Source organism: Micromonospora peucetia (genome assembly GCF_900091625.1).
Classification (GTDB): domain Bacteria; phylum Actinomycetota; class Actinomycetes; order Mycobacteriales; family Micromonosporaceae; genus Micromonospora; species Micromonospora peucetia.
Genome location: NZ_FMIC01000002.1, coordinates 1,555,215 through 1,579,462, shown reverse-complemented (window position 1 = coordinate 1,579,462; position 24,248 = coordinate 1,555,215). Strand labels below are relative to the sequence as shown.

The window sequence follows — 24,248 nt, the reverse complement described above, 5'->3', positions numbered from 1 at the left end:
TCAGGTCAGGGCCGCGGCGGCGGTGGTGAGGGCGGCGAGCGCCTCGCGCATGCGCCAGGCGTCGCGGTCGCGGGGGCCGATCGGGTTCGAGACGGTACGCAGCTCGACGAACGGGACGCCGGCCTGCGCGGCGGCGACGGCCACGCCGTACCCCTCCATGGCCTCGGCGACCGCGTCGGGGTGACGCCGGCGCAGGGCGTCCGTGCTGGCGGCGGTGCCGGTCACGGTGCTGACGGTAAGCACCGCGCCCACCGTTGCCGTCGGTAGCCCGGCCCGCAGGGCCGCCAGCAGTCCCGGGTCGGCGGCGGGCGCTGTGCCACCACCGAGCCACTCCGGGGGCATGCCCAGCTCGTCCACCGGGAGGAAGCCCGCCGGTGACTCGGCGCCCAGATCGGCGGCGACGGACACGGAGCCCAGCACCGTCGCGCCGACCTCCACGCGGCCGGCGAAGCCGCCCGCCACGCCCGCGCTGACCACACCGCGGTACGGCCGCCCGGCAGCCTCGGCGAGCACCAGCAGTCGGGCGGTGGTGGCGGCGGCCACCGCTGGCCCCACCCCCACCGGCAGCACCGTCGTCGACGGGTCCGTGAGGCCCGCGCGGACCGCCTCGGCCTCGGCGGGCACCGCCGTCACCACCAGCAGGCCCGTCACGGCAGAGGTCCCTGCGGTTCCCGCCGGGTTTCGTCGTCCGCCCCGCCCGGCCCAACCGGCCCGCCGACGGCCGACGACGGCCGGTAGATGTGGTACCCCGGCGGGGCCAGGGTCGGGTCGTCCAACGGCGAGCCGCCCTGCGCCGGGGCAGGCGAGACGGGTGCCGCCTCGGGCTCGGGACCGGCCTCGGGCTCGATGTACGCGCCGGCCTCGGCCGTGGTGCGCGTGCCGGGTCCGGTGTCCGTGCCGGCTCCGGTGTCCGTATCGGCCTCGGGGTCCGGGTCGGGTTCGTCGGTCTTGTCGGCCAACTCGTCGTCGGCGAGCGGGCGACCGGCCAGCCGTTCGGCGCGCAGGCGGCTCGCCACCACCACGCCCCGGATGGCGGCCAACGCGCCGACCCCGGCGACGACTGCGATCCCGATTCGGCCGTCGAAGGGTACGAGCCCCAGCCCGCCCCCGGCGACGAACGCGAGCATCAGCACCGTCTCGGAATGGGCGAACGAACTGGCGCGCAGCCGCTCCGGGATACGTTCCTGGATCGAGGCGTCCACGGCGAGCTTGGCGATGCCGCTGATCAGCGCGGCCACCAGGCAGAGCAGGGCGACCATCGGCAGCGAGAACATCACCGCGGTGAGGATCCCCACCCCGCCCACGATGATCAGACCGCTGGACTGGATCGCGACGGGTCGGTGGATGCGCAGTCGGGTGCCGATCGCGGTGGCGAGGAAGGTGCCCACGGCCAGTGCCGCGCCGACGAGGCCCAGCGCTCCCTCGTCGCCCAGGTCCCGGCCGAAGACGACGGTGGTCAGGTCGCCGGCCTTGATCGCGAAGGCCAGGAAGAGCAGCAGGAATCCGTACACTCCGCGTAGCGTCGCGGAGTTGATCAGGGTGGCCATCACGAGCCGGCCGGCCGGCCGCCCCCGGCCCAGCGGGCGGTCACCGTTGCGCCTGCCGAGCGCCCGCAGCGGCCGGGGCACCCGCTCCGGCGGCTCCGAGTCGGCCTTCGGCGGCAGCCGCAGGGAGATCACCATGCCGACCAGGAAGATGATCGAGGCGACCCGGAGCGGCCACTGCGGCCCGAACCAGAAGGCGGCCAGCCCGATCGGGGCGACCAGGGCGCCGGCCACCGTGCCGTAGACGCTGGCACGGGCGCCCACCTGGGAGAGCCCGAGCCCCTCCGGCAACAGCCGTGGGACGGCCGCCGAGCGGGCCACCCCGTACGCGCGGGAGAGCGCCAGCACGCCGAAGGCCGCCGGATAGAGGCCGAAGCCGTGGATGTAGTCGGAGATCAGCCAGGCCAGGAAGGCCCGGCCGAGCATGGTGGCGGCCAGCGCGTACCGGCGGCCGTGGCGGAAGTGGTCGAGCAGTGGGCCCACCACCGGGGCGAGCATGGCGAACGGCACCATGGTCACCAGCAGGTAGAGGGCGACCTTGCTACGCGCCTCACCGAGCGGGACGTTGAAGAAGATCGTGCCGGCGAGGCCGATGGCGATCAGCGTGTCCCCGGCGCAGGAGACCGCGTGCAGGTCGAAGAGGCGGACCATGCCGACCTCGCCCCCGGCGCCCCGGGTGCGGGCCCGGCCCGCCCGGCGGGTCATCCAGCGCCCACCACTGACCGAACCACGGAACAGCAGGCGGACGGCCTTGATGCCGGTGCCGACGGTCCGCCCGGCGACGGACCGCCCGGAGCGGGAGAACAGCGGCATGTCCACCATCCTCACCCATCCGGTCCGTCCGTGCCGCACCACTGTCCCAGAACATCGTCGGCGGGTGCCTGTCGCTCGGCCGTACGCATGGGGAACAATGGTCTGGTGACCAGGCCCGCCTCCGCTCGTGCCGCTCGTCTCGACCAGGTCTGCGCCGCCGCCGTCGAGGTGGCACGTGACGCCATCACCGAGGTCGACCCCTCGGACATCGGCGACCACCTGCAGGCCGTCGCGGAGGGCGACCGACTCGTCACGCATTATTTCGAGTGTCAGCTCGCCGGCTATCGCGGTTGGCGGTGGGCGGTCACCGTCACCCGGGTGCCGCGCAGCCGGCATGTCACCGTCTGTGAGACGGTGCTGATCCCCGGCACGGACGCGATGCTCGCGCCCGGCTGGCTGCCGTGGCAGGAGCGGCTCAAGCCGGGCGACCTCGGCCCCGGCGACCTGCTGCCCACCTCGCCGGACGACGACCGGCTCCAGCCCGGCTACCTGCTCTCCGACGACCCGGCGGTCGAGGAGACCGCCTGGGAGCTTGGTCTCGGCCGGGCCCGGGTGCTCTCCCGGGAGGGCCGCAGCGATGCCGCCCAGCGCTGGTACGACGGCGACCACGGCCCGTCCGCCGCGATCTCGACCGCCGCTCCCGCCGCCGCCCGCTGCGGGACCTGTGGCTTCTACCTGCCGCTCGCCGGTGCCCTGCGGCAGGCCTTCGGGGCCTGCGGCAACTTCTACGCCCCCGACGACGGCCGGGTGGTCAGCGCCGACCATGGCTGCGGGGCGCATTCGGAGACCCTGATCGAGGCCGCCGAGACCCCGGTCGACGAGATGCCGACGGTCTACGACGACAGCGCAGTCGAGCCCATGGCGGTCAGCCGGGCACCGGGCTCCGTCGAGGCCGCGGAGCCTGCGGAGCCGTACGGCCACCCCTGACGATCGGGCCCGGCGCCGGGCCGTGGCTGCGGCGCCGGTCCGGCGGATCAGGGTCGGCGCAGGTCAGCGGCCGGCGCGGCGGCGACGCCGGTTGGCGTCGTGCCGCATCATCACGGCGAGACCGGGGAAGCCCCACAGAAAACCGGCCAGGCAGGTCCACAGCCAGTCCTGGTGATCGTGTGTGGTCAGCCAGTCGCGGAAGAAGACCAGCAGCACCAACCCGGCGAGCGCCCAGGCCGCGATCCCGGCGAGGGCGAACGGCACCATCGGCGGGTCGAGCGGCTCGGGCCGCGGTGGCTGCTCCTTCGACACGCGGCAAGCGTACGCGATCAACTTTTCCTGCAGGCCGGTGATCTGCGACGATGCGCGCGACAACGGAAGATCACCTGCGAGGACTTGATGAAAGTAGCGCCGCCCGAGAACGGCACACCACCCGACCCAGCCCGCCCGCGTAGCGGTTTCGACCGGTACTTCGAGATCTCCGCCCGTGGCTCGACGATGAGCCGCGAGGTACGCGGTGGCCTGGCGACCTTCTTCACGATGGCGTACATCGTGGTGCTCAACCCACTCATCATCGGTGGTGCCGTCGACGGCGACGGTCAGAAGCTCCCCATTCCCGCCCTGGCCGCGGCGACGGCTCTCGTCGCCGGCCTGATGACCATCCTGATGGGTGTGGTCGGCCGGTTCCCGCTGGCGCTCGCCGCCGGCCTCGGCGTCAACGCGCTGGTCGCGTACGAGATCGCCCCGGAGATGACCTGGGCGGACGCGATGGGCCTCGTGGTGATCGAGGGTGTGATCATCGCGGTGCTGGTGCTGACCGGCCTGCGTACGGCGGTGTTCCGCTCGGTGCCGACGCAGATGAAGACGGCGATCGGCGTCGGCATCGGCCTCTTCCTGACCATCATCGGCCTGGTCAACGCCGGTTTCGTCCGCCGGGTGCCGGACTCGGCGAACACCACGGTCCCGGTCGGGCTGGGCTTCGACGGCAGCCTGGGCAGCTGGCCCATGCTGGTCTTCGTGGTGGGTCTGCTGTTGACCGTGGTGCTGATGGTGCGCCGGGTCAAGGGCGCGATCCTGATCGGCATCCTCGGCTCCACCGTGCTGGCGATCGTCGTCGAGGCGGTGGCGAACATCGGGCCGTCCTTCGTCGACGGCAAGCCGAACCCGAAGGGCTGGGCGCTGAACGTGCCCGAGCTGCCGAAGACCTGGGTGGACCTGCCGGACCTGTCGCTGCTCGGCAAGTTCAACGTGTTCGACTCGTGGAGCAAGGCCGGCTGGCTCGTCGTCCTCATGTTCGTGTTCACCCTGCTGATCACGGACTTCTTCGACACGATGGGCACGATGGTCGCGGTCGGCCAGGAGGGGAAGATGCTCGACGAGCGGGGCACCCCGCCGCGGGCCAAGGAGATCCTGCTGGTCGACTCGATCGCGGCGGCGGCCGGCGGTGCGGCGAGCACGTCCAGCAACACGTCGTACATCGAGAGTGCCGCCGGTGTGGCGGAGGGTGCCCGGACGGGCGCGGCCAACCTGGTCACCGGCGGGTTGTTCCTGCTGGCTATGTTCCTGGCGCCGCTGGTCCTGGTGGTGCCGTTCGAGGCGGCGTCCACCGCGCTGGTGGTGGTCGGCTTCCTGATGATGACCGCGGTACGGACGATCGACTGGTCCGACTACGAGATCGCGATCCCGGCGTTCCTGACGATCGCGGTGATGCCCTTCACGTACTCGATCTCCAACGGCATCGGCGCCGGCCTGATCGCGTACGTGGTGGTGAAGCTCGCCAAGGGCAAGGCCCGGGAGATCCACCCGCTGCTGTACGGGGTGGCCGCCCTCTTCGTGCTCTACTTCCTGCGCGGGCCGATCGAGTCCGTGGTGCTCTGAACTCCCTCTGCTCCGGGCCGGTGGCCGAATCGGGTGACCGGCCCGGAGCAGGGCGTCTCTTCGTGAGCCTGCTCATATCGCATCTCATTCGCCAGGCTAATTAGCTAGGCTAACTATCGTGACGGAGCGGACGGTGACGGCGAAACGCGTGCCACCGGCGCAGCTGGCTCCCCAGCTGCGTGATTCGATCACCCGGCTCAACCGACGGGTCCGCCAGGCCCGGCCGGTCGGCGACCTCACGGTCACCCAGCTCTCCGCGCTCACCAGCCTCCAGCTGGCGGGTGCGCTGACGCCTCGGGAACTGGCCGACGTGGAACGGGTGCAGCCGCCCACGATGACCAAGATCGTCGCGAAGTTGGAGGAGCGTGGCCTCGTGCAGCGCACCCCCCATCCGACCGACGGCCGGCAGGTCATCCTGGCGGCGACCGAGGGGGGACGGGCAGTGCTCGAACAGTTCGAGCGGGTCCGTGACGAGTGGCTGGCCAGCCGGCTGGCCGAGCTGACCGAAGCCGAGCGGGACACCCTGCGGCAGGCTGCCGAGATCCTCCAGCAGGTCGCCCGCGCCTGACCCGCGCGTCGTGCCACCGCGCCGTCCGCCGTCGATGACGCGTACGACCGCAAGGAGGCGCACTAAGAGTGCAGGCGAAGCTGAGCACGATGTTCCAGTCCCTACAGGTCCGCAACTACCGGCTTTTCGCATCCGGGCAGCTGATCAAGCTGATCGGCGTCTGGATGATGTTCATCGCCCAGGACTGGCTGGTCCTCGAGCTCTCCGACAACTCCGCCACCGCGCTCGGCGTGGTCACCGCACTCCAGTTCACCCCGGTGCTGCTGCTCACGCTTCTCTCCGGGCGGCTCGCCGACCGCTACGACAAGCGGATGCTGCTCTTCGTCGCGAACGCGTTCTGGACCGTGCTGGCGTTCGGCATGAGCCTGCTGGTGATCACCGGCGTCGTGCAGCTCTGGCACGTCTTCACGTTCGCGGCCCTGCTCGGCGTCGCCAACGCCGTGGAGACCCCGGTCCGGCAGGCGTTCGTCTCCGAACTGGTCGGCACCCCGCTGCTGCCGAACGCGCTCTCGCTGAACGCGGCCGTGTTCAACTCCGCGCGGATCGTCGGGCCCGCCGTCGCCGGCCTGGCCATCGCCGCCTTCGACGTCGGACCGGTCTTCATGTTCACCGCGCTCAGCTCGATCGCCCCGCTGGTCACCGTGATCCAGATGCGGCCGGCCGAGCTGAACCGGGAGGCGCTGCTGCCGCGTGACGAGCGGGCGTCGGCCAAGGTCATCGACGGTCTGCGCTACGTCTGGCGCCGGCCCGACCTGCTGCTACCCATGGCGGTGATGTCGGTGATCGGCATGTCGCTGTTCAACTTCCAGCTCACCCTCGCCGCGCTGGCCAAGACCGTGTTCCAGACCGGGGCGGCCTCGTTCGGGCTGTTCAGCACCGCGTTGGCCGTCGGCGCGCTGGTCGGCGCGCTCGCCGGCACCGGGCGGCGCAGCCGCCCGTCGATCTGGCTGGTGCTCGGCGCGGCGGTCGGCTGTGCCAGCTTCGGCACACTGGTGGGGCTCGCCCAGGCGTACTGGCTGGTGGTGGCGTTGCTGCTGCCGACCGGGTTCTTCATGGTGTTCTTCGCCCAGGCGGCCAACCAGCGGGTCCAGCTCGGCACGGATGCCGCCTTCCGCGGCCGGGTGATGGCCCTCTGGGTGCTGGTCTTCCTCGGCACCAACCCGGTCGGGGCACCGCTCATCGGCTGGGTCGCCGAGACCTACGGCGCCGGTGCCAGCATCTGGATGGGCGGGTTGATCTCGCTGGCCACCGCTCTGATCGCGCTCACCTGGCAGCTCCGCCGCTCCGGTGCCCGGCTGCGCTTCCGCGTCCTGCCGATGCCGCGCTTCTACGTCACCTCCACGGACTGCTGAACGTCCCCGCCGTCCCGGGATGGGTAGACCGGTCCTGTCCCGGACGGCGCGGATGACACGAAAGCGGTGGCGATCCGGGAGCAAGGGGCTTAGCGTCGATACGTGGAGCCCGGGCGCGCGCTGCTGCTGATCCTTGCCTTCGTTGCCATGGCCAGCCTGCCGGCGGTGATCGCCCTGGTCTTCTGTGCGGACGAGATCATCGACCGGGTCGCCTGTGGCTACGCCGAGTGGCGTGAGCGCCGGCGGGAGCGGCGCACCATCGCCCGGCTCGACCAGGCCGTCGAGGCCGACGCGTTGACCCGCGACATCGACCTCACCGCCCTCGACCGGCCCGACCGGCGCCCGCTGGAGGAACTCGCCGTCGACCTGCGCCGCCTGCGCAGCCACGGGGTCGGGTTCGACGGCCGCCAGCCCGTCTGGCACCCCATGGTCCTCAAGGCGTACGACGACCGACTCCGACTGGCCTGCCAGGCGCTCGGGATCACCGAGCACCTGGCCGAGCTGGCGGGCGTCGACCTGGAGCTGGAACGGGTCCGGGTGGAGGGCCTGCTGCACGCCGCCGGGCTGGCCCTGCCCGCCGCCCGGGCAAGCCACCGGCAGCGCCACCACTGAGGGGCGTAGCGGCGTGCGGCTCTTCGTCGCGGTCCACCCACCGCCCGAGGCGGTCGCGCACCTCGGCGAGCAGGTCGCCCGGCTGCGGACCGGCGCGGCGGCTGCCGCCGGCATCGATGTCCGGCTGGCCGACCCGGCCGACGCGCACGTCACCCTCGCCTTCCTAGGCGACGTCGAGGCGGACCGGCTGGTCGCCGTGCAGAGCGCGCTCGGGCTCGCCGCCGAGTGGTCCCGGGACGGCCGCCACGCCGCGCCCCGGCTCCGGCTCGCCGGCGGCGGGCGGTTCGGCCAGGACCGGGCCACCGTGCTCTGGGTCGACCTGCGGGGCGAACTGGAGCCGATACTGGTGCTGGCCCGGCTGATCCGCTCCCGGCTGCGGCACGCCCGGCTGCCGTACGACGAGAGGCCGTTCCGCCCGCACCTGACCGTCGCCCGCCCCGGCGACCGGATGTCACCGGCCGACGTGGCGGCTGACGTGGCCACCCTCGACGACTACGAGGGCCCGCAGTGGCCGGCGACCGAGATGGTCCTCGTGCGCAGCAACCCCGGCCCCCGCCGCAGCTACGACCGCCTGGCCGCCTGGCCCCTCTGACGTTTCCCTCGGCTACCAGGCCCAGGCCTCGGGGCCGGGGCCGCCGGCGCCGACGGGCGGGAAGAGCTCGTCCAGACGGGTACGGGTGTCCTCGTCGAGGGTGACGGTCAGGGCGCCCAGGGAACGGTCGAGCTGGTCGACGGTACGCGGTCCGATGATCGGGGCGGTCACCCCGGGCCGGGACAGCAGCCAGCCGAGGGCCACGTCCGCCGGGTCGTGACCGAGGTCGCCGCAGAGTTTCTCGTACGCCTCGATGGTCGGCCGGTGCTCGGCGAGCGCGTCGGCGGAGCGACCGGCGGCGCCGCGCGCGGCCCCGCCCTCGGTCATCTTCCGCAGCACACCGGCGAGCAGCCCGCCGTGCAGCGGCGACCACGGGATGATGCCCAGCCCGTGGTGCTGCGCGGCGGGCACCACCTCCAACTCGACGTACCGGGTCATCAGGTTGTAGATGCACTGCTCGGAGACGAGGCCGAGGAAGTGGCGTTTCCCCGCCGCCTCCTGCGCCACCGAGAGGTGCCAACCGGCGAAGTTGGACGACCCGACGTAGAGCACCTTGCCCTGGGCGACCAGGGTCTCCATGGCCTGCCAGATCTCCTCCCACGGCGTGCTCCGGGAGACGTGGTGCATCTGGTAGAGGTCGATGGTGTCGGTCTGGAGGCGGCGCAGCGAGTCCTCGCAGGCCCGCACGATGTGCCGGGCGGAGAGGCCCTGCTCGTTGGGCCACTCACCCATCTTGCCGTAGACCTTGGTGGCCAGCACGACCTTCTCCCGTCGGCCGCCACCCTGGGCGAACCAGCGCCCGATGATCTGCTCGGTGATCCCCTCGCCGGTCTGCCAGCCGTAGACGTTGGCGGTGTCGAAGAAGTTGATCCCGTGTTCGAGGGCCCGATCCATGATCGCGAAGCTGTCCGGCTCGGTGGTCTGCGGCCCGAAGTTCATCGTGCCGAGGCAGAGGCGGCTGACTGACAGGCCGGTACGGCCAAGGTTCGTGTACTCCATGAGGCCACCCTGCCACGGCGGCACTTCGAGCGCCTCGTGTCGGCTCCGGCGACAGGTCGTCGCCGGAGCCGGGTGATCACGAGGATTCGCGTGCCGCCGGTCCGCTGCCGAAGAGCACGTCGTCCCAGCTCGGCAGGCGCTTGCGCGGCTTGCCAGCGGCGTCGGTCGACTCGCCGGCCGCTGCCGCCGTACCCGTACGGCGGGGCCGGAGCACCGCCAGCGACGGCACGGCCGGCACCTCCTTGGGTGCGTCCGAGTCGTCGTCGAACGCGGAACCCTGACCGCCGCCGAGCAGCGCCGCCGCTCCGCCGCCGACCGGCCGCTGGCGCGGCGCGTCCTGCCCGGCCAGCGCAGCCGGGGTGCGCGGTTCGAGCCCGCGGCCCGAGGTCGAGCCGAGCGGACGGTCGAGGGAGGCGAGCAGGGCGTCCCGCCCGGCCCGGATCGGGTCGCGGCCGGGACGGCTGTGCTCGGCCGCCGCAGGCAGGCCGTGCCCGCCCCGGCTCGGCTCGCCGCGCGACGGACCGGGCAGCGCGTGGCCGCCCCGTTCCGGCGCCGGCTCCTGGCCGAGGATCGGGGTGGGGCGCTCGGCGCAGAGGTATTGCGCCATGTCGTCGTGCGGGGCGACCGACTGCCGGGTCTTGTCGAGATCCCAGATCGCCTGCGCGGTCGCCTTGCCCGACGGCCAGGTCGCCACGATCCGCCAGGTGCCGTCGTCGCGGCGCCAGGCGTCCCAGGAGATCTTCTCGGTGTCGATGCCGTGCTGGGCCAGCCGGCCGTTGACCACCTCGGCGAGCGGGGTGGGCTTCTCCGCGCCCTTGAGCCGGGTGCGCCGGGCGTGCTGGGCGAGCATGGCCCGCTCCTGGAGCACCGGGCCGGCGTAGCGCAGCACCCGGTCGACCGGCACGCCGGCGATCCGGGCGACGTCCTCGGCGGACTCGCCGGAGCGGATCTTCGCCTGGATGTCCCGTGGGGAGAGTGAGGGTATCGGGTCGGCGCCGGCCGCCGGGGCCACCGCGAGCGGCGGGGCGCCGGGCTCGGCGTGCAACGCACCGGCGATGCGCTCGTCGATGGGCAGGGCGAGCAGTCGCCCGACCTCGTCGGCGAGCACCATGGCCTGGCCGTCCTCGGAGAGGGCGACGAAGCGTACTGGGCGCATGACGTTGCCTCCGTCCCGCTTCGCTGGCCGTCACGCCACGAGCCGGCCACCCGGGCGTCCTCGCACCACCGTACGCGCATCTGTCCGGAGGTGGGGGATGCGACACCCGCATGTCGCGACTGAGCTGCGGCGATGATCACGGTCGGTGGCCGTCGAACGCGTCGGCGGCCACCGACCGTGACGGCGATCAGAGTCGCTCGACCACGTAGTCGATCGACGCGGTGAGGGCCTCGACGTCGGCCGGCTCGACGGCCGGGAAGAGCGCGACGCGAAGCTGGTTGCGGCCCAGCTTCCGGTACGGCTCGGTGTCCACGATGCCGTTGGCGCGCAGCACCTTGGCGACCGCGGTCGCGTCGACGGAGTCGGCGAAGTCGATGGTGGCGACCACGTTGGAACGCAGCGCCGGGTCGGTGACGAACGGCGTCGCCACCTCGGAGCGCTCCGCCCAGCCGTACACGATCGCGGCGCTCTCGGCCGTGCGCTTGGCCGCCCACGCCAGCCCGCCCTGGGAGTTCATCCAGTCGGTCTGCTCGGCGGCCAGGAAGATGGTGGCCAACGCCGGGGTGTTGTAGGTCTGCTCCAGCCGCGAGTTGTCGATCGCGGTGACCAGGTCGAGGAAGGCCGGAACGTAGCGGCCGGACGCCTTGATCTCGCCGGCGCGCTCCAGCGCGGTCGGGGACATCAGGGCCAGCCACAGGCCGCCGTCGGAGCCGAAGCACTTCTGCGGGGCGAAGTAGTAGACGTCGGTCTCGCCGACGTTGACGTCCAGGCCGCCGGCGCCCGAGGTGGCGTCGACCAGCAGCAGCGAGCCGGGGTCGGCGCCGGCCACCCGGCTGATCGGCACCGCGACACCCGTCGAGGTCTCGTTGTGCGGGGTGGCGTAGACGTCCACCCCGGCCTCCGCGACCAGGCTGGGGGCGGAGCCGGCCGCCGACTTGTGGATGGTCGGCTCGCCGAGGAACGGGGCGTCCTTGACGGACTTCGCGAACTTCGCGCCGAACTCGCCGAAGCTGGCGAACTGCGCCCGGTCCCGGACCAGGCCGAACGTCGCGACCTCCCAGAACGCCGTGGTGCCGCCGTTGCCCAGCACCACCTCGTAGCCCTCGGGGAGGGAGAAGAAGTCGGCGAGGCCGCGGCGCAGTCGGGCCACCTGGTCGCGGACGGTCTTCTGCCGGTGCGAGGTGCCCAGGTAACTGGTCGCCACGTCGGCGAGGGCGGATACCGCCGCCGGACGGACCTTGGACGGCCCGCAGCCGAACCTCCCGTCGGCGGGCTTGAGGTCGTCGGGAATCCGGATGGTCGGTGCGTCAGCCACGGTTGTCGAGATCCTTCCGCATGGGCGCGAGCGGGCCCGGTGTTCAGGTGGGCGCGGATCGACGGCGGACGCGCGCTCAGGCGCACGACGCGGCCGGGACCCGGGCCCGGTCCGGCGACACTGCCGGCCTTCATCCTCCCACCCGACGCGGCCGGTCCGGTCGCTGGTCCCACCAGCGGCGTTGAGGCGTGCACCACAACCGTGGCCGGTGTCGTGCCCTGTTGTGACCACGCACACGAAGGGGCCCCTCACCGCCGCCGGGCGACGGGAAGGGGCCCCTTCGTGGACCGCTCAGACGCCGTGCGGGATGGCGTCCCAGCCCTCGACGTCGCTGGGCTTGCGGGTGCCCGGGCCGATGTAGCGGGCGGACGGGCGGACCAACCGCTGGAGCTTCTTCTGCTCCAGGATGTGCGCGCTCCAGCCGCCCATCCGGGCGCAGGTGAACATGGAGGTGAACATGTGCGCCGGCACCTCGGCGAAGTCCAGCACCACGGCCGACCAGAACTCGACGTTGGTGGCGAGCACCCGGTCCGGCCGGCGGGCCTGGAGCTCGGCCAGGGCGGCCTTCTCCAGCGCCTCGGCGATCTCGAAGCGCGGCGCGCCCAGCTCCTTGGCGGTGCGGCGGAGCACCCGGGCGCGCGGGTCCTCGGCCCGGTAGACCCGGTGGCCGAAGCCCATCAGCCGCTCGCCCCGGTCGAGGACGCCCTTGACGTAGCCCTCGGCGTCGCCGCCGCGCTCGACCGCCTCCAGCATGGTGAGCACGCGGGACGGGGCGCCGCCGTGCAGCGGGCCGGAGAGGGCACCGATGCCGGAGGAGATGCAGGCCGCGGCGTCCGCGCCGGTGGAGGCGACGATCCGGGCGGTGAAGGTGGAGGCGTTCAGGCCGTGCTCGGCGGCCGAGATGAAGTACGCGTCGACGGCCTTGACGTGCCGCGGGTCCGGCTCGCCCCGCCAGCGCTTCATGAAGCGCTCGACGATGGTGGACGCCTTGTCGATCTCCTTCTGCGGTACCGCCGGCAGGCCCAGGCCGCGCGCCGACTGGGCGACGAAGGAGAGCGCGGTGACCGACACCCGGGCGAGGTCCTCGCGGGCCTGCTCGTCGGAGATGTCGAGCAGTTGGCTGAGACCCCAGTACGGGGCCAGCATCGCGACCGCGGACTGCACGTCCACCCGGATGTCGCCGGAGTGCACCGGCACCGGGAACGGCTCCGCCGGCGGCAGGCCCGGGCCGAACCGCCCGTCGACCAGCAGCGCCCACACGTTGCCGAAGGAGACCTGGCCGATCAGATCCTCGATGTCGACACCGCGATAGCGCAGCGCGCCGCCCTCGCGGTCGGGTTCGGCGATCTCGGTCTCGAAGGCTACGACGCCCTCCAGACCGGGTTTGAAATCGGCCATCTCGTTCTCCTGGATCTGCTCGGTGCGCCCGCCCGGGGCTCCGGTCCCGGCCCAGCCGGGCGAGCGCCTTAGGCGACCCTCAGGGATGTGTTCGTGACATCTTGCCTGCTGGGTAACCGGATCCGCGACCCACAGCGACTGTGCCGCACGCGACATCCCCGGTCAGGGCCGCCCGGTCCGCGTCGGTGACACTGGGCGGTATGGGCTGGCCTGCGCCGCAGGGGGTGGGCCGGGCCGGCGAGGAGGAGAGGGAACGTGACGGGGGACACAGACCGGCCGGCGGCGATGCGTAACGAGTACGCCGCGGAGCTGGGCCTTTCCGAGGCGGACCTGGCCGCCGACTGGCACGGCCAGTTCGCCCGCTGGTTCGCCGACGCGGTCGCCGCCGGGCTGCCCGAACCGAACGCGATGGTGGTCGGCACCGCCGACGCCGAGGGCCACCCGAGCGCGCGGACCGTACTGCTGAAGGGGTACGACCCGCAGGGCTTCGTCTTCTTCACCAACTACGGGTCCCGCAAGGGCACCGAGGCGGCCGTCAACCCGTATGTGAGCCTCGTCTTTCCCTGGTTTGCGATGCACCGGCAGGTGGTGGTGGCCGGCCGGGTCGAGCGGGTCGACCGGGCGGAGACGGAGGCGTACTTCGCCAGCCGGCCGCGCGGCTCCCAGCTCGGTGCCTGGGCCAGCACCCAGTCCCGGGTGATCCCCGACCGGGTCGTGCTGGACGTGGCGTACCGGACGGCGGCGGAGCGGTTCGCCGAGGTCGAGCCGATTCCCGCCCCGCCGCACTGGGGCGGGCTGCGGGTGCGGCCGGAGTCGGTGGAGTTCTGGCAGGGCCGGGCCAGCCGCCTGCACGACCGGCTGCGGTTCCGGCTCAACGGGTCCGGGGAGTGGACCATCGAGCGACTGGCGCCGTGACCCAGCTCAAGGACGCCCGCCCGGGTGGGCTGCGCCGGTTCGCGATCGACCTGAGTCCGCTGGCCGTGCCCGCGTACCGGCGGATGTGGCTGGGCAACGGCATCGCGATGTTCGGCATCCAGCTCACCGCGGTCGCCGTGCCGGTGGAGATGTACGCGCTGACGGGAAGCTCCCTCTGGGTCGGCCTGATCGGGATCGCGGCGTTCGTACCGCTGCTGGTCTTCGGGCTGTGGGGCGGCGCGGTCGCCGACGCGTACGACCGGCGCAAGGTGCTGCTGGCGACGGCGGCGGTGCTCTGGGCCGCCACGCTCGGCCTGGCGGTGCAGGCGGTGCTCGGGATCGGCAGCCCGCTGCTGCTGCTCGCCCTGGTGGCGGTGCAGTCGATCGCCTTCGCGGTCAGCTCGCCCACCCGCAACGCGATCCTGCCCCGGCTGGTGCCGGCGGAGCTGGTGCCGGCGGCGAGCACCCTGAACTTCACCACCTTCACGGCCGCCTCGGTGTTCGGCCCGCTGGTCGCCGGCGTGATCTTCGCCGGGTGGGGCACCGATCTCGGCCTGCCGATCGCGTACGCCGCCGACGCGGTGCTCTACACGGTCGCCGTCTGGGCGACCGTGAAGCTGCCGGCCATGCCGCCGGAGCCGGACCCGGACGCAACGGACACCCCACGGCGGGCCGGGCTGGCCAGCATCTTCGACGGGCTGCGCTATCTGGCCACCACGCCGGTGCTGCTGCTCTCCTTCGTCATCGACCTGATCGCGATGGTGCTGGCGATGCCCCGGGCGCTCTTCCCGGAGATCGCCGAGTCCCGGTTCGGCGGCGGCGCGGCGGTCGGCTGGCTCTACAGCGCGATCGCGGCCGGCGCGATGCTCGGCGGGCTGACCTCCGGCTGGATCGGCCGGCTGCGCCGGCAGGGGCTGGTGCTGGTGGTGGCGGTGGTCGGTTGGGGGCTGGCCGTGGCGGCGGCCGGGCTGGCCGGTCAGCTCTGGCTGATGGTGCTGCTGCTCGCGGTGGCCGGGGCTGCCGACCTGGTCAGTGCGGTGCTACGGCAGTCGATGCTGCTGGTCTACGCGCCGGACCGGATGCGCGGGCGGCTGATGGGGGTCAACACGGTGGTCATCGCCGGTGGCCCACGCCTGGGCGACCTGCGGGCCGGTGCGGTGGCGGCCGGTTTCGGCGGCGGCGTCGCCTGGGTCGGCGGCGGCCTGCTCTCGGCGGCGCTCGCGGTGCTGCTCGCGGTGGCGTTCCCGGTGCTGCTGCGCTACCGGGCGGCGTCCTCCTCCGGCGGTGACCGGGCGTGACGGGTCGGGGCGAGCGACGGCGGGACGGGAACCACTAGGGTCCCCCGCATGGACACCTCCGACCAGCGTCCGCCCTCGGGCGCACAGTGGACTATTTCTGCCGCCGGCCACGAGGCCGTCATCGTGGAAGTGGGCGGTGGGGTCCGGACATACCGGCAGGACGGGGTGGACCGGCTGGACGGGTACGACGCCGACGAGATCTGCCCCGGCTGCGCGGGGCAGGTGCTGGCCCCCTGGCCGAACCGGATCCGCGACGGGCGCTACACGTTCGGCGAGCGGTCGTTGCAGCTCACGCTCAGCGAGCCGGACCGGGCCGTGGCCATCCACGGGCTGGTCAACTGGGTGCCGTGGCGGCTGGTGGAACGGTCGCCCGACGCGGTGACCGTCGGCTACGACCTGCCGCCGCAGCCGGGCTACCCGTGGCCGCTGCGGCTGCGCACCCGGTGGAGCGTCGGCCCGGACGGGCTGCGCGCGGAGCACGAGGCGACGAACCTCGGCACCGAGCCCGCGCCGTTCGGCTTCGCCGCGCATCCGTACCTGCGGGTGCCCGGGGTGGCGGTGGACGACCTGGCGTTGCGGCTGCCGGCCCGCACCCGGTTGCTGGTGGACTCGCGGCTGCTGCCGCTGGGAGGCACCCCGGTCGCCGGCACCGAGTACGACTGGACCAGCCCCCGCCGGATCGGCGGCGCCCGGCTCGATCTCACCTTCGGTGACGTGATCCGCGACGACGACGGTGGATCGGTGGTCAGCCTGGCCGCCCCGGACGGTGTGACGGGCGTGCGGATCTGGGCGGACCGGGAGTTCGGCTGGTGGCAGGTGTTCACCGGCGACGCCCTGCCCGGCGAGCGGCGGCGCCGCTCCGTGGCGGTGGAACCGATGACCTGCCCGCCGGACGCGTTCCGTTCGGGTCGGGACGTGATCACCCTGAAGCCGGGCGCGACCTGGCGGGGTGTGTGGGGCGTACGGCCCGGGGCCTGAGCGGAGGAGCGCATGGAGTTCAGCGAGGTGGTCCGGCGGCGCCGGATGGTGCGCAACTACGACCCGGACCGTCCCGTCCCGCCCGACGTGGTGCGGCGGCTGCTCGACCACGCGGTCCGCGCGCCGTCGGCCGGCTTCGCCCAGGGCTGGGGTTTCCTGGTGCTGGAGACTGCGGCGGACCGGGACCGGTTCTGGGCCGCGACCACGCCGGGCGGCGGCGGTCGGGAGCGGTGGCTGGCGGGGATGCGGAAGGCCCCGCTGATCGTCGTACCGCACGCGAACCGGTCGGCCTACCTGGAGCGGTACGCGGAACCGGACAAGGGTTGGGCGGACCGCTCGGCGGAGCGCTGGCCGGTGCCCTACTGGTACGTGGACACCGGCTTCGCCGCCCTGCTGATGCTGCTGACCGCCGTGGACGAGGGGCTGGGGGCGTGCTTCTTCGGCATTCCGTCGCCGCGCCTCGACGCGTACCGGGAGGCGTTCGGGGTGCCGGCGGAGTACGACCCCGTCGGGGCTGTCACGGTGGGTTATCGTGCACCCGACCACCGGTCACCGTCGTTGCGCCGGGGGCGCCGCCCGGTGGACGAGGTGGTCCGGTGGGGGCGGTGGAGCTGACCGGCCTCTGATGCCTTGTCCGACGAGTCGGGACAGGCGGCCTGGCGCGGCGTCATGGAGTCCCGTCAGGTGTTTTGTTCGGAGGCAAACCGGACTGTGGGTAGTGAAACTGACATCAGGGAGCAGAACGCGGTGTGGCGCAGCCGGTTACGCTGGCACGGTCATCGGTGCCGTGGCTCGCGGTGCCGCGCCGCGACCCGACCCGGTGTCGTGGGTCGGCCCGGCCAGGGGGAGGGGAGCGTGCCGTCGTGATCTTCAGAGCGGTTCGGGACGGGCGTCCCTACCCGGAGCACAACCTGACGCTCAAGCAGTGGGCGGAGATTCCGCCGAGGCCGCTGCGCCTGGACCAGTTGATCACCACCAAGCGCGAGTTGGCGCTGGACAAGCTCCTCGCCGAGGACTCCACCTTCTACGGCGACCTCTTTCCGCACGTGGTGCAGTGGAACGGCGGGCTCTACCTGGAGGACGGGTTGCACCGCGCCCTGCGGGCGGCGTTACAGCAGCGCAACCAGATCCACGCCCGGGTGCTCGTCCTCTCGGGGCCGATCGAGTGAACTCGACCCGCCGGCTGTCCGACCCGTCCTGACCTGCGGTTTCGCCGGATCGACGCGGCGGTTCCGCCTGGTCGTGCCGCTCAGCGAGCGGCTGTCGTACGGGAGCCGTACCGTCATCTTCAGACGACGTGTCTGACGAGGACGGTGAGGGCGATGGCCCGCGACGGTGACATCAACGAGCCCACCAGGGAGTTTCCCGGCTATCCGACCGGCGAGGCGCTCAAGGACCGGACGGCTGTCACACCCGAGCCGGAGCCGGGTGCGCCACCGCCGGAGCCGGGTGCGCCACCGCCGGAGCCGGATGCGCCACCGCCGGAGCCGGATGCGCCACCGTCGGCAGGCGGGCCCGCGCGCGGCCTGCTCTGGGTGCTCGGTGCGGCGGCGATGGCGGTGGTGGCGCTGCTCGGCGTGCAGGCCACCGGTCTGCTGCCGGACTTCCGCAACCCGTTCACCAAGGAGCAGACCGACCGCAGCCAGCCGCCGCTGCTCAAGTCGATCCAGGACCTCAGCCGCTACGTCGCGGCCGAGGGCAACTTCCAGGTGGTCGTCGATCTCCAGAACGACCGGCGCAACGTGCCCGACTGGCTGCTCAGCCAGCGCACCCTCTTCGTCGGGGCGGGCAGCGTCGAGGCGTACGTCGACTTCGCCAAGATCTCCGAGGGTGCGGTGGTCGAGTCGGCTGACGGCAAGTCGGTGGAGATCAAACTGCCGGCGCCGCAGCTCGGCAAGACCAACCTCGACCTGGAGAAGAGTTACGTCTTCGCCGAGGAGCGTGGGCTGCTCAACCGGGTCGGCGAGCTGGTGAAGGGCGACCCCAACCGCCAGCAGCAGGTCTACCAGCTCGCCGAGGAACGGATCACCGGCGCCGCCCGCGACAGCGGCCTGACCCAGCGGGCCGAGGAGAACACCCGCAAGATGCTGGAGGGCCTGCTCCGCTCCCTCGGCTACGAGAAGGTGACGGTCACGTACATCGCTCCGTGACGAGGGGACCCCGCCGAGGCGGCGGCGCCCGCCCCGGTCGTCGGGACGGGCGCCGCTGCGTGGTCACCCCGCGCCGGGCGGCAGCCGGTGCCCCGCCGCCGGCCCGCGGGGCGGTGGCGGGGTCAGTAGCGGGCGGCGGCGTGGCGGTCCTCGTTGGGCATCAGCACCCAGAGGACCAGATAGACGATCACCTGGGTGCCGGGCAGCAGCAGCGACAGCAGGAACAGCAGCCGGATGAAGCCGGCCGACCTGCCGAAACGCTGGGCCAGGCCGGCGCAGACGCCAGCGATCATGCGTCCCTGACGGGGGCGGACCAGTTTGCGACTCATCGTCGTACTCCCACTCTGCGGCGGTTCGCCGCCTCTGCCTCAACGGTAGGAAGGGGTGACCGCCGTGCCCTCGGTCGCGAGGAGGATCGGCGCCGCCCGTACCCGTAGGTGGTTACCCGGGAGCCGACCCCGCGATGCCTCCGCGCCCGCGCCGACGCTTCCGGGCGAGGGCCGCCGGGGCGGATTTTGCCGGATTTCGGCGGTCGGCCCGCGACGACGGGCAGGCGCTGAGCTGGGCGGGTAGGCTCGCCGGTCGGGCACCCACACCCCCGGGTGCCGCACGGCCGCCCGGACCGGGCGGCCACGACGGGCCGGAATCCCACGAGGGTGCGACGGCGAGGAAGTGCAGCCATGATCAGCGTTTTCGACCTCTTCAGCGTCGGCATCGGGCCGTCCAGCTCGCACACGGTGGGGCCGATGCGGGCCGCCCGCACCTTCGCCAACGGGCTGAAGGCCGACGGGTTGCTGACCGGCACGGTACGGGTGCAGGCGGAGCTGTTCGGCTCGCTCGGCGCGACCGGGCACGGCCACGGCAGCGACCGGGCGGTGCTGCTCGGGCTGGCCGGCGAGGCCCCGGAGACGGTCGACACCGACACGGTCGACGCGCGGGTCACCCGGATCCGCGCCGAGCGTCGGCTGGGCCTGCTCGACGCCCACGAGATCGACTTCGATCCGGACCGGGACCTGGTCTTGCACCGGCGTCGCTCGTTGCCGTACCACCCCAACGGGATGACCTTCGTCGCGTACGACGACAGAGGCGCGGAGCTGCGGGTACGGACGTACTACTCGGTCGGCGGCGGGTTCGTGGTGGACGAGGCGGCGGCCGGGGCGGACCGGATCAAGCCGGACGCCACGCGGGTGCGGCACCCGTTCCTCACCGGTGCCGAACTGCTCGACGTGACCGCGTCGACGGGACTGTCGATCAGTGAGGTGATGCTCGCCAACGAGCTGTCCTGGCGCAGCGGGGGCGAGGTGCGCGCCTACCTGCTGGAGATCTGGCGGGTGATGCGGGAGTGCGTCGAGCGGGGCTGCTCGCGCGACGGGGTGCTGCCCGGTGGGCTGAAGGTCCGCCGCCGCGCCGCCGAACTGCGCCGCAGCCTGGAGACGGAGTCCGACGACACCGACCCGCTGCGGGTGATGGACTGGGTGACCCTCTTCGCCCTCGCTGTGAACGAGGAGAACGCGGCCGGCGGCCGGGTCGTCACCGCGCCCACCAACGGGGCGGCCGGGATCATCCCGGCGGTGCTGCACTACTACACCCGGTTCGTGCCGGGCGCCTCCGACGAGGGGGTGGTCCGGTTCCTGCTGGCGGCGGGCGCGATCGGCGTGCTGTTCAAGGAGAACGCCTCGATCTCCGGCGCCGAGGTGGGCTGCCAGGGCGAGGTGGGCTCGGCCTGCTCGATGGCCGCCGCCGGGCTGGCCGAGGCGCTGGGCGGCACCCCGGAGCAGGTGGAGAACGCCGCCGAGATCGGCATGGAGCACAACCTCGGGCTGACCTGCGACCCCGTCGGTGGTCTGGTGCAGATCCCCTGCATCGAGCGGAACGCGGTGGCTAGCATCAAGGCGATCACGGCCGCCCGGTTGGCGCTGCGCGGCGACGGGGTGCACCACGTCTCGCTGGACAAGGTCATCAAGACCATGCGCGAGACCGGCGCGGACATGAAGGTCAAATACAAGGAGACGGCGCGCGGCGGACTGGCCGTCAACGTGATCGAGTGCTGAGGGGGCGTTCGTTCACCGACTGCTAGCCTGTCGTCCGTCCGGTGAGGCGGGAGGCGGCGGTGACCTCTGGCATCGCGGCGTTGTGGTCGCACCGCACCTCGCTGCGCATCCTCGTCCGGCGCGACCTCGCCGTGAAGTACCAGCAGTCCATGCTCGGGTACCTCTGGTCGCTGATCGAGCCCCTCGGCATGGGGGCGATCTACTGGTTCGTCTTCGGGGTCCTCTACTCCCGGGACACCAACCGCCACCTCGGTGACGCGGCCGACTCGTACCCGCTGTTCCTGCTCACCGGGATCTTCGCCTGGATGTGGACCAGTTCGGCGCTGAGCGAGGCGACCAACGCGCTGACCGGCCAGGCCCGGCTGATCACGACGATGAACGTGCCACGACAGGTCTTCCCGATCGGCCGGGTCACCGGCCGTTTCGCCGAGTACGCCGCCGGCCTGCCGATCCTGCTGGCCATCGCCGTCGGCTACGCCGCGTACGGCCGGATCGAGCTGGGCTGGTCGCTGCTGGCCCTGCCGTTCGCGGTGGCGGTGCAGGCCGTCCTGCTGGTCGGGCTGGCACTGCTGCTCTCGGCGGTCAACGTGCTGATGCGCGACGTCGAGCGGTTCATGCGGCTGGTCATCCGGGTGCTCTTCTACGCCACCCCGATCATCTACCCGCTGAGCCTAGTCCGGGACGCCGACCTGCCGGGCTGGCTGAAGATCGCCTACGAGCTGAACCCGCTGGTCGGGATCTTCCAACTGCACCACGCGGTCTGGTATCCGGACGAGTTCCCGGACGCCCGGTTGCTGGCCACCACCGTCGGTGTCAGCCTGTTGGTGCTGGCCGCCGGCTGGTGGTCGTTCCGCCGGCTCGAACCCGCCGTGCTCAAGGAACTGTAGAGATGACCGACCCGATCATCGAGGCGGCGGGGCTCGGCATCCGGTTCGTCCGCAACCGGCGGCGGCAGTTGCGGCTGCGGGAACTGTTCATCCACCGGGGGCGGCGTGGTGCGGCCGACGGCCGGTTCTGGCCGCTGCGCGAGGTGTCGTTCTCGGTCCGGGCCGGGGAGACCGTCGGTGTGATCGGCCGCAACGGCTCCGGCAAGAGCACCCTGCTGCGGCTGATCGCCGGCGTACTCATCCCCGACGAGGGCCGGATCCGGGTGCGTGGGGACGTTGCGCCGCTGCTGGAGCTCTCCGCCGGGTTCTCCAACGACCTGACCGGGCGGGAGAACCTCTACCTGGTCGGCGGCCTGCACGGGCTCTCGTCGGGCTACCTGCGGCGGCACTTCGACGACATCGTCTCGTTCGCGGGCGAGCAGGTGGAGCGGGCCGTCGACACGTCGGTGCGGCACTACTCGTCCGGCATGAAGGTCCGGCTCGGCTTCGCCATCATTTCGCACCTGCCGCACCCGATCCTGCTCATGGACGAGGTGACCGCGGTCGGGGACGAGGAGTTCCGCAAGAAGTGTTATGCGACGATCGACCGTCTGCTCGGGGAGGGGCGCACTCTGGTGCTGGTGTCACACAACGAAAAGGATCTGACCCGGTTCTGCCGTCGGGGGCTCTACCTCGACGGGGGCCGGCTGAGCGTCGACGGCACGATCGCCGAGGCGCTGCACGCGTACCACGCCGCGGTTCCGCGGTGACGCTCGCGATCGTGCTCGCCGCCGACGACCCGGCCGCGAGCCTGCCGACCCGTTCGGGCGAATCCCTCGCCGACCGGCTGGCCGACCAGCTGCGTCGCGCCGGGGCGGACGAGGTCCGCCACGCCGCCGACCTGGCCGAGCTGGCCGCCCTCGTCGACGCGGCTACGCACCCGGTGCTCGTCACCGGCGCCGACCTGGTCGCGCACACCGCCGTCCTGCGGCACCTGGCGACCAGCCCCGTCGGGCCGACGGTCGCGCTGGTGCTGACCGACCCGCCCGGCCACGGACGCACGGCTGTGCGCGAGGAACGCGGCCAGGTGGTCGAGGCCGGGCCGCCGGAGGCGCTCGACGGCAGGGCCACCGGCGTCTTCGGCGGCGCGCTGCGGGTCGGCGTCGACGACCTGCCGGCGCTCGCCCGGGCCGCGCGCGCCACCGCCGGAACGGTGCCCGCCGGGCCCCCGTCGGCCGTGGCGCCGCCGATGCCCGCCGGACCTCCGTCGGTGGCCGCTGTGCCGCCGTCGGCCGCCGGGCCGGCGGTGGTCGGGCCCGCCGTGGACCGGCTCTTCGCCGGCCTCAACGGGCTCGGCACGCTGACCTTCGCCCAGCGGGTACGCCTGCTCGTCGCGCACCGGGTCAGCGATCCGGTGGGGCTGGCCGCCGCGGAGGCGGCGGTGGCCGCCGTCGACGAGGACCGGGCCGAGTTGAAGCTCTCGGTGAAGGAGCGGGACGACTTCTTCACCACCTTCTTCGTCAGCACCTGGTCGCCGTACGTGACGAAGGCGTCGGCGAAGCTCGGGCTCGGCCCGACCGCCGTCACGATGATCTCGGTGGCCTTCGCGGTGGCCGCCGCCGTGCTCTTCGGTGTGGGCGGGCGGGCGGCGCTGGTCGTCGGGGCGGTGCTGCTCTACCTCGGCTTCGTGCTGGACTGCGTGGACGGCCAGGTCGCCCGCTACACCCGGCACTTCAGCGCCTGGGGCGGCTGGCTGGACACCATGGCCGACCGGGCGAAGGAGTACGTGGTCTACGCCGGCCTCGGCTACGGGGCGACCCAGGCCGGATTCCGGTACGGCTGGGCGCTGGCGATCGCCGCGATCACCCTGCAGACCGTCCGGCACATGACGGACACCTGGTACGGCGTGCTGCACGACGAGGCGGCCCGCCGGCCGAAGGCGACGGTTGCCTCCGGCGGTGGCATCGGCGACAAGCTGAACGCCGCCTCCAACCGGGTGCAGGCCGACACGGGTTCGGTGTCGTACTGGCTGAAGCGGACGGTGGTCTTCCCGATCGGGGAGCGGTGGGCGCTGATCGCGATCACCGTGGCACTGTTCGGCCCGCTGGTCAGCCTGTACGCGGTGCTGGCCTGGGGGGTGCTGGCCTTCGCGTACACCGGGGCGCTGCGTACGCTGCGGGCCCGCTGGATGCGGGTGCCGGTGCTGGACACGGTCGACACCACCCTGTACCGCGACGACGGGCCGCTGGCCCGGCTGCTGCCGGTGGCCCGCCGCCCGGGGCCGCTGGCGTTGGCGGTCCTGGCCGCGTTGCCGGCGGCGATCGTGCTGCTCATCGCGCTGCGTGGGGGCGACGCCGCCCCGCCGCCCCGGTGGACGCTGCCGCTCGCCCTGGTGGGGCTGCTGCTCGCCGGCGGCGTGACGGGAGTGGCGCACAACAGGCCGCTGGACTGGCTGGTCCCGGCGGTGCTGCGGGCGGGCGAGTTCCTGTTCGCCATCGCGGTCGGGGTGGTGGGCGACGTGCCGCCGTGGCTGATCTTCGGGTACGTCTTCGTGCTGACCCTGCACCACTACGACCTGACCGCGCGGCTGGAGAAGCGGCAGGCCGCCCCGCCGCTGCACGGCGGCACGCTGGGCTGGGATGGGCGGTCGGTGCTGCTGGCCCTGGCGGCGATCGTCGGTTTTGCGGGTATCGGGATGGCTACACTCGGTACGTACCTTCTCGTGGTTTTCGTGGGGAGTGTCGTCCTCGCCTGGGTCGTCCTGCCCGCCCGCGCCGCGCGGGCGTCGGTGGGCCTGGCCGGCGCGGGAGGTCGCTCGCCGGGCTGACGACAGGGG

At 72.8% G+C, this 24,248-nt stretch carries 24 protein-coding genes; 16 read left to right on the top strand and 8 right to left on the bottom strand.

Translation table 11 applies throughout. The features are described from left to right. Positions 1-651: a futalosine hydrolase gene (locus GA0070608_RS07375; RefSeq protein ID WP_091623900.1), complete on the bottom strand. Its 651-nt coding sequence runs from the start codon at positions 649-651 to the stop codon at positions 1-3. Continuing rightward, positions 648-2,357: an MFS transporter gene (locus GA0070608_RS07370; protein ID WP_091634537.1), complete on the bottom strand. Its 1,710-nt coding sequence runs from the start codon at positions 2,355-2,357 to the stop codon at positions 648-650. The genes GA0070608_RS07375 and GA0070608_RS07370 overlap by 4 nt, the downstream gene beginning before the upstream one ends. A gap of 87 nt (positions 2,358-2,444) precedes the next feature. Here GA0070608_RS07370 and GA0070608_RS07365 point away from each other — a divergent pair, with 87 nt between their 5' ends. Beyond that, complete coding sequence (locus GA0070608_RS07365; protein WP_091623895.1) at positions 2,445-3,284, top strand: DUF3027 domain-containing protein; 840 nt, start codon at positions 2,445-2,447, stop codon at positions 3,282-3,284. 63 nt (positions 3,285-3,347) lie between these two features. Here the strand turns inward: GA0070608_RS07365 and GA0070608_RS07360 are convergent, their stop codons facing one another. After that, the gene (locus GA0070608_RS07360; protein WP_091623892.1) at positions 3,348-3,596 is read right to left on the bottom strand and encodes a DUF2530 domain-containing protein; all 249 of its coding nucleotides are present in this window, start codon (positions 3,594-3,596) and stop codon (positions 3,348-3,350) included. Between the two features lie 87 nt (positions 3,597-3,683). On the opposite strand from GA0070608_RS07360, the gene GA0070608_RS07355 reads away from it, so the two are divergent. The 5 genes from GA0070608_RS07355 to thpR all read left to right on the top strand — a co-directional run bounded on the left by GA0070608_RS07355 (position 3,684) and on the right by thpR (position 8,286). After that, positions 3,684-5,162 carry an NCS2 family permease gene (locus tag GA0070608_RS07355; RefSeq protein WP_091623888.1) on the top strand — a complete coding sequence of 493 codons (1,479 nt, stop codon included), beginning with the start codon at positions 3,684-3,686 and terminating at the stop codon, positions 5,160-5,162. A 118-nt stretch (positions 5,163-5,280) separates the two neighbouring features. Then, positions 5,281-5,730 (top strand): MarR family winged helix-turn-helix transcriptional regulator, encoded by a 450-nt coding sequence (locus GA0070608_RS07350; RefSeq protein ID WP_176733660.1) that lies wholly within the window; start codon positions 5,281-5,283, stop codon positions 5,728-5,730. A gap of 68 nt (positions 5,731-5,798) precedes the next feature. Continuing rightward, on the top strand, positions 5,799-7,082 hold the full coding sequence (locus tag GA0070608_RS07345) for an MFS transporter (protein WP_091623881.1): 1,284 nt from the start codon (positions 5,799-5,801) through the stop codon (positions 7,080-7,082). A 102-nt stretch (positions 7,083-7,184) separates the two neighbouring features. Next, positions 7,185-7,694: a hypothetical protein gene (locus GA0070608_RS07340; RefSeq protein ID WP_091623876.1), complete on the top strand. Its 510-nt coding sequence runs from the start codon at positions 7,185-7,187 to the stop codon at positions 7,692-7,694. A gap of 13 nt (positions 7,695-7,707) precedes the next feature. Further along, positions 7,708-8,286 carry an RNA 2',3'-cyclic phosphodiesterase gene (thpR, locus tag GA0070608_RS07335; RefSeq protein ID WP_091623872.1) on the top strand — a complete coding sequence of 193 codons (579 nt, stop codon included), beginning with the start codon at positions 7,708-7,710 and terminating at the stop codon, positions 8,284-8,286. Positions 8,287-8,298: 12 nt separating this feature from the next. Here thpR and GA0070608_RS07330 read toward each other — a convergent pair whose 3' ends face one another. The 4 genes from GA0070608_RS07330 to GA0070608_RS07315 all read right to left on the bottom strand — a co-directional run bounded on the left by GA0070608_RS07330 (position 8,299) and on the right by GA0070608_RS07315 (position 13,154). Next, on the bottom strand, positions 8,299-9,285 hold the full coding sequence (locus tag GA0070608_RS07330; protein ID WP_091623869.1) for an aldo/keto reductase: 987 nt from the start codon (positions 9,283-9,285) through the stop codon (positions 8,299-8,301). 76 nt (positions 9,286-9,361) lie between these two features. Next, entirely contained in the window at positions 9,362-10,441 is a 1,080-nt protein-coding gene (sepH, locus tag GA0070608_RS07325) for a septation protein SepH (protein ID WP_091623866.1), read from the bottom strand. Between the two features lie 187 nt (positions 10,442-10,628). Next, positions 10,629-11,756, bottom strand: coding sequence for a phosphoserine transaminase (gene serC / locus GA0070608_RS07320; protein WP_091623863.1), 1,128 nt, complete (start codon positions 11,754-11,756; stop codon positions 10,629-10,631). Between the two features lie 291 nt (positions 11,757-12,047). After that, positions 12,048-13,154: a citrate synthase 2 gene (locus tag GA0070608_RS07315; RefSeq protein ID WP_091623860.1), complete on the bottom strand. Its 1,107-nt coding sequence runs from the start codon at positions 13,152-13,154 to the stop codon at positions 12,048-12,050. A gap of 285 nt (positions 13,155-13,439) precedes the next feature. Between GA0070608_RS07315 and pdxH the strand changes: the two genes are divergently transcribed. From pdxH to GA0070608_RS07285, 6 genes are all read left to right on the top strand, one after another. After that, positions 13,440-14,069, top strand: coding sequence for a pyridoxamine 5'-phosphate oxidase (gene pdxH, locus GA0070608_RS07310; RefSeq protein ID WP_091634534.1), 630 nt, complete (start codon positions 13,440-13,442; stop codon positions 14,067-14,069). After that, a complete protein-coding gene (locus GA0070608_RS07305) occupies positions 14,066-15,367 on the top strand; it encodes an MFS transporter (RefSeq protein WP_091623857.1) in 1,302 nt (433 codons plus the stop codon). Before pdxH ends, GA0070608_RS07305 begins: the two co-directional genes overlap by 4 nt. A gap of 48 nt (positions 15,368-15,415) precedes the next feature. Further along, the gene (locus GA0070608_RS07300) at positions 15,416-16,345 is read left to right on the top strand and encodes an aldose 1-epimerase family protein (protein WP_091623853.1); all 930 of its coding nucleotides are present in this window, start codon (positions 15,416-15,418) and stop codon (positions 16,343-16,345) included. Positions 16,346-16,357: 12 nt separating this feature from the next. After that, positions 16,358-16,960 carry a nitroreductase family protein gene (locus GA0070608_RS07295; RefSeq protein ID WP_091623849.1) on the top strand — a complete coding sequence of 201 codons (603 nt, stop codon included), beginning with the start codon at positions 16,358-16,360 and terminating at the stop codon, positions 16,958-16,960. A gap of 248 nt (positions 16,961-17,208) precedes the next feature. Then, on the top strand, positions 17,209-17,514 hold the full coding sequence (locus GA0070608_RS07290; protein ID WP_089002310.1) for a type II toxin-antitoxin system VapB family antitoxin: 306 nt from the start codon (positions 17,209-17,211) through the stop codon (positions 17,512-17,514). A gap of 153 nt (positions 17,515-17,667) precedes the next feature. Then, the gene (locus tag GA0070608_RS07285) at positions 17,668-18,495 is read left to right on the top strand and encodes a DUF4230 domain-containing protein (protein ID WP_091623845.1); all 828 of its coding nucleotides are present in this window, start codon (positions 17,668-17,670) and stop codon (positions 18,493-18,495) included. Between the two features lie 122 nt (positions 18,496-18,617). Here the strand turns inward: GA0070608_RS07285 and GA0070608_RS07280 are convergent, their stop codons facing one another. Then, on the bottom strand, positions 18,618-18,824 hold the full coding sequence (locus tag GA0070608_RS07280) for a PspC domain-containing protein (protein WP_091623842.1): 207 nt from the start codon (positions 18,822-18,824) through the stop codon (positions 18,618-18,620). Between the two features lie 351 nt (positions 18,825-19,175). On the opposite strand from GA0070608_RS07280, the gene GA0070608_RS07275 reads away from it, so the two are divergent. The 4 genes from GA0070608_RS07275 (at position 19,176) to GA0070608_RS07260 (ending at position 24,239) form a co-directional block, all read left to right on the top strand. Further along, positions 19,176-20,546: an L-serine ammonia-lyase gene (locus GA0070608_RS07275; RefSeq protein ID WP_091623837.1), complete on the top strand. Its 1,371-nt coding sequence runs from the start codon at positions 19,176-19,178 to the stop codon at positions 20,544-20,546. A gap of 59 nt (positions 20,547-20,605) precedes the next feature. Next, the gene (locus GA0070608_RS07270; RefSeq protein ID WP_091623832.1) at positions 20,606-21,433 is read left to right on the top strand and encodes an ABC transporter permease; all 828 of its coding nucleotides are present in this window, start codon (positions 20,606-20,608) and stop codon (positions 21,431-21,433) included. A 74-nt stretch (positions 21,434-21,507) separates the two neighbouring features. Continuing rightward, the gene (locus GA0070608_RS07265; protein WP_411970815.1) at positions 21,508-22,182 is read left to right on the top strand and encodes an ABC transporter ATP-binding protein; all 675 of its coding nucleotides are present in this window, start codon (positions 21,508-21,510) and stop codon (positions 22,180-22,182) included. Next, positions 22,179-24,239: a DUF5941 domain-containing protein gene (locus GA0070608_RS07260; RefSeq protein ID WP_091623826.1), complete on the top strand. Its 2,061-nt coding sequence runs from the start codon at positions 22,179-22,181 to the stop codon at positions 24,237-24,239. Before GA0070608_RS07265 ends, GA0070608_RS07260 begins: the two co-directional genes overlap by 4 nt. The last annotated feature ends 9 nt before the right edge of the window (positions 24,240-24,248 follow it).

Coding starts and splice junctions, on each gene's coding strand:
- GA0070608_RS07370 (WP_091634537.1), bottom strand. CDS start 2,357: ATGCCGCTGTTCTCCCGCTCCGGGCGGTCCGTCGCCGGGCGGACCGTC.
- GA0070608_RS07365 (WP_091623895.1), top strand. CDS start 2,445: ATGGGGAACAATGGTCTGGTGACCAGGCCCGCCTCCGCTCGTGCCGCT.
- GA0070608_RS07355 (WP_091623888.1), top strand. CDS start 3,684: ATGAAAGTAGCGCCGCCCGAGAACGGCACACCACCCGACCCAGCCCGC.
- GA0070608_RS07330 (WP_091623869.1), bottom strand. CDS start 9,285: ATGGAGTACACGAACCTTGGCCGTACCGGCCTGTCAGTCAGCCGCCTC.
- sepH (WP_091623866.1), bottom strand. CDS start 10,441: ATGCGCCCAGTACGCTTCGTCGCCCTCTCCGAGGACGGCCAGGCCATG.
- GA0070608_RS07315 (WP_091623860.1), bottom strand. CDS start 13,154: ATGGCCGATTTCAAACCCGGTCTGGAGGGCGTCGTAGCCTTCGAGACC.
- pdxH (WP_091634534.1), top strand. CDS start 13,440: ATGCGTAACGAGTACGCCGCGGAGCTGGGCCTTTCCGAGGCGGACCTG.
- GA0070608_RS07300 (WP_091623853.1), top strand. CDS start 15,416: ATGGACACCTCCGACCAGCGTCCGCCCTCGGGCGCACAGTGGACTATT.
- GA0070608_RS07295 (WP_091623849.1), top strand. CDS start 16,358: ATGGAGTTCAGCGAGGTGGTCCGGCGGCGCCGGATGGTGCGCAACTAC.
- GA0070608_RS07285 (WP_091623845.1), top strand. CDS start 17,668: ATGGCCCGCGACGGTGACATCAACGAGCCCACCAGGGAGTTTCCCGGC.
- GA0070608_RS07280 (WP_091623842.1), bottom strand. CDS start 18,824: ATGAGTCGCAAACTGGTCCGCCCCCGTCAGGGACGCATGATCGCTGGC.
- GA0070608_RS07275 (WP_091623837.1), top strand. CDS start 19,176: ATGATCAGCGTTTTCGACCTCTTCAGCGTCGGCATCGGGCCGTCCAGC.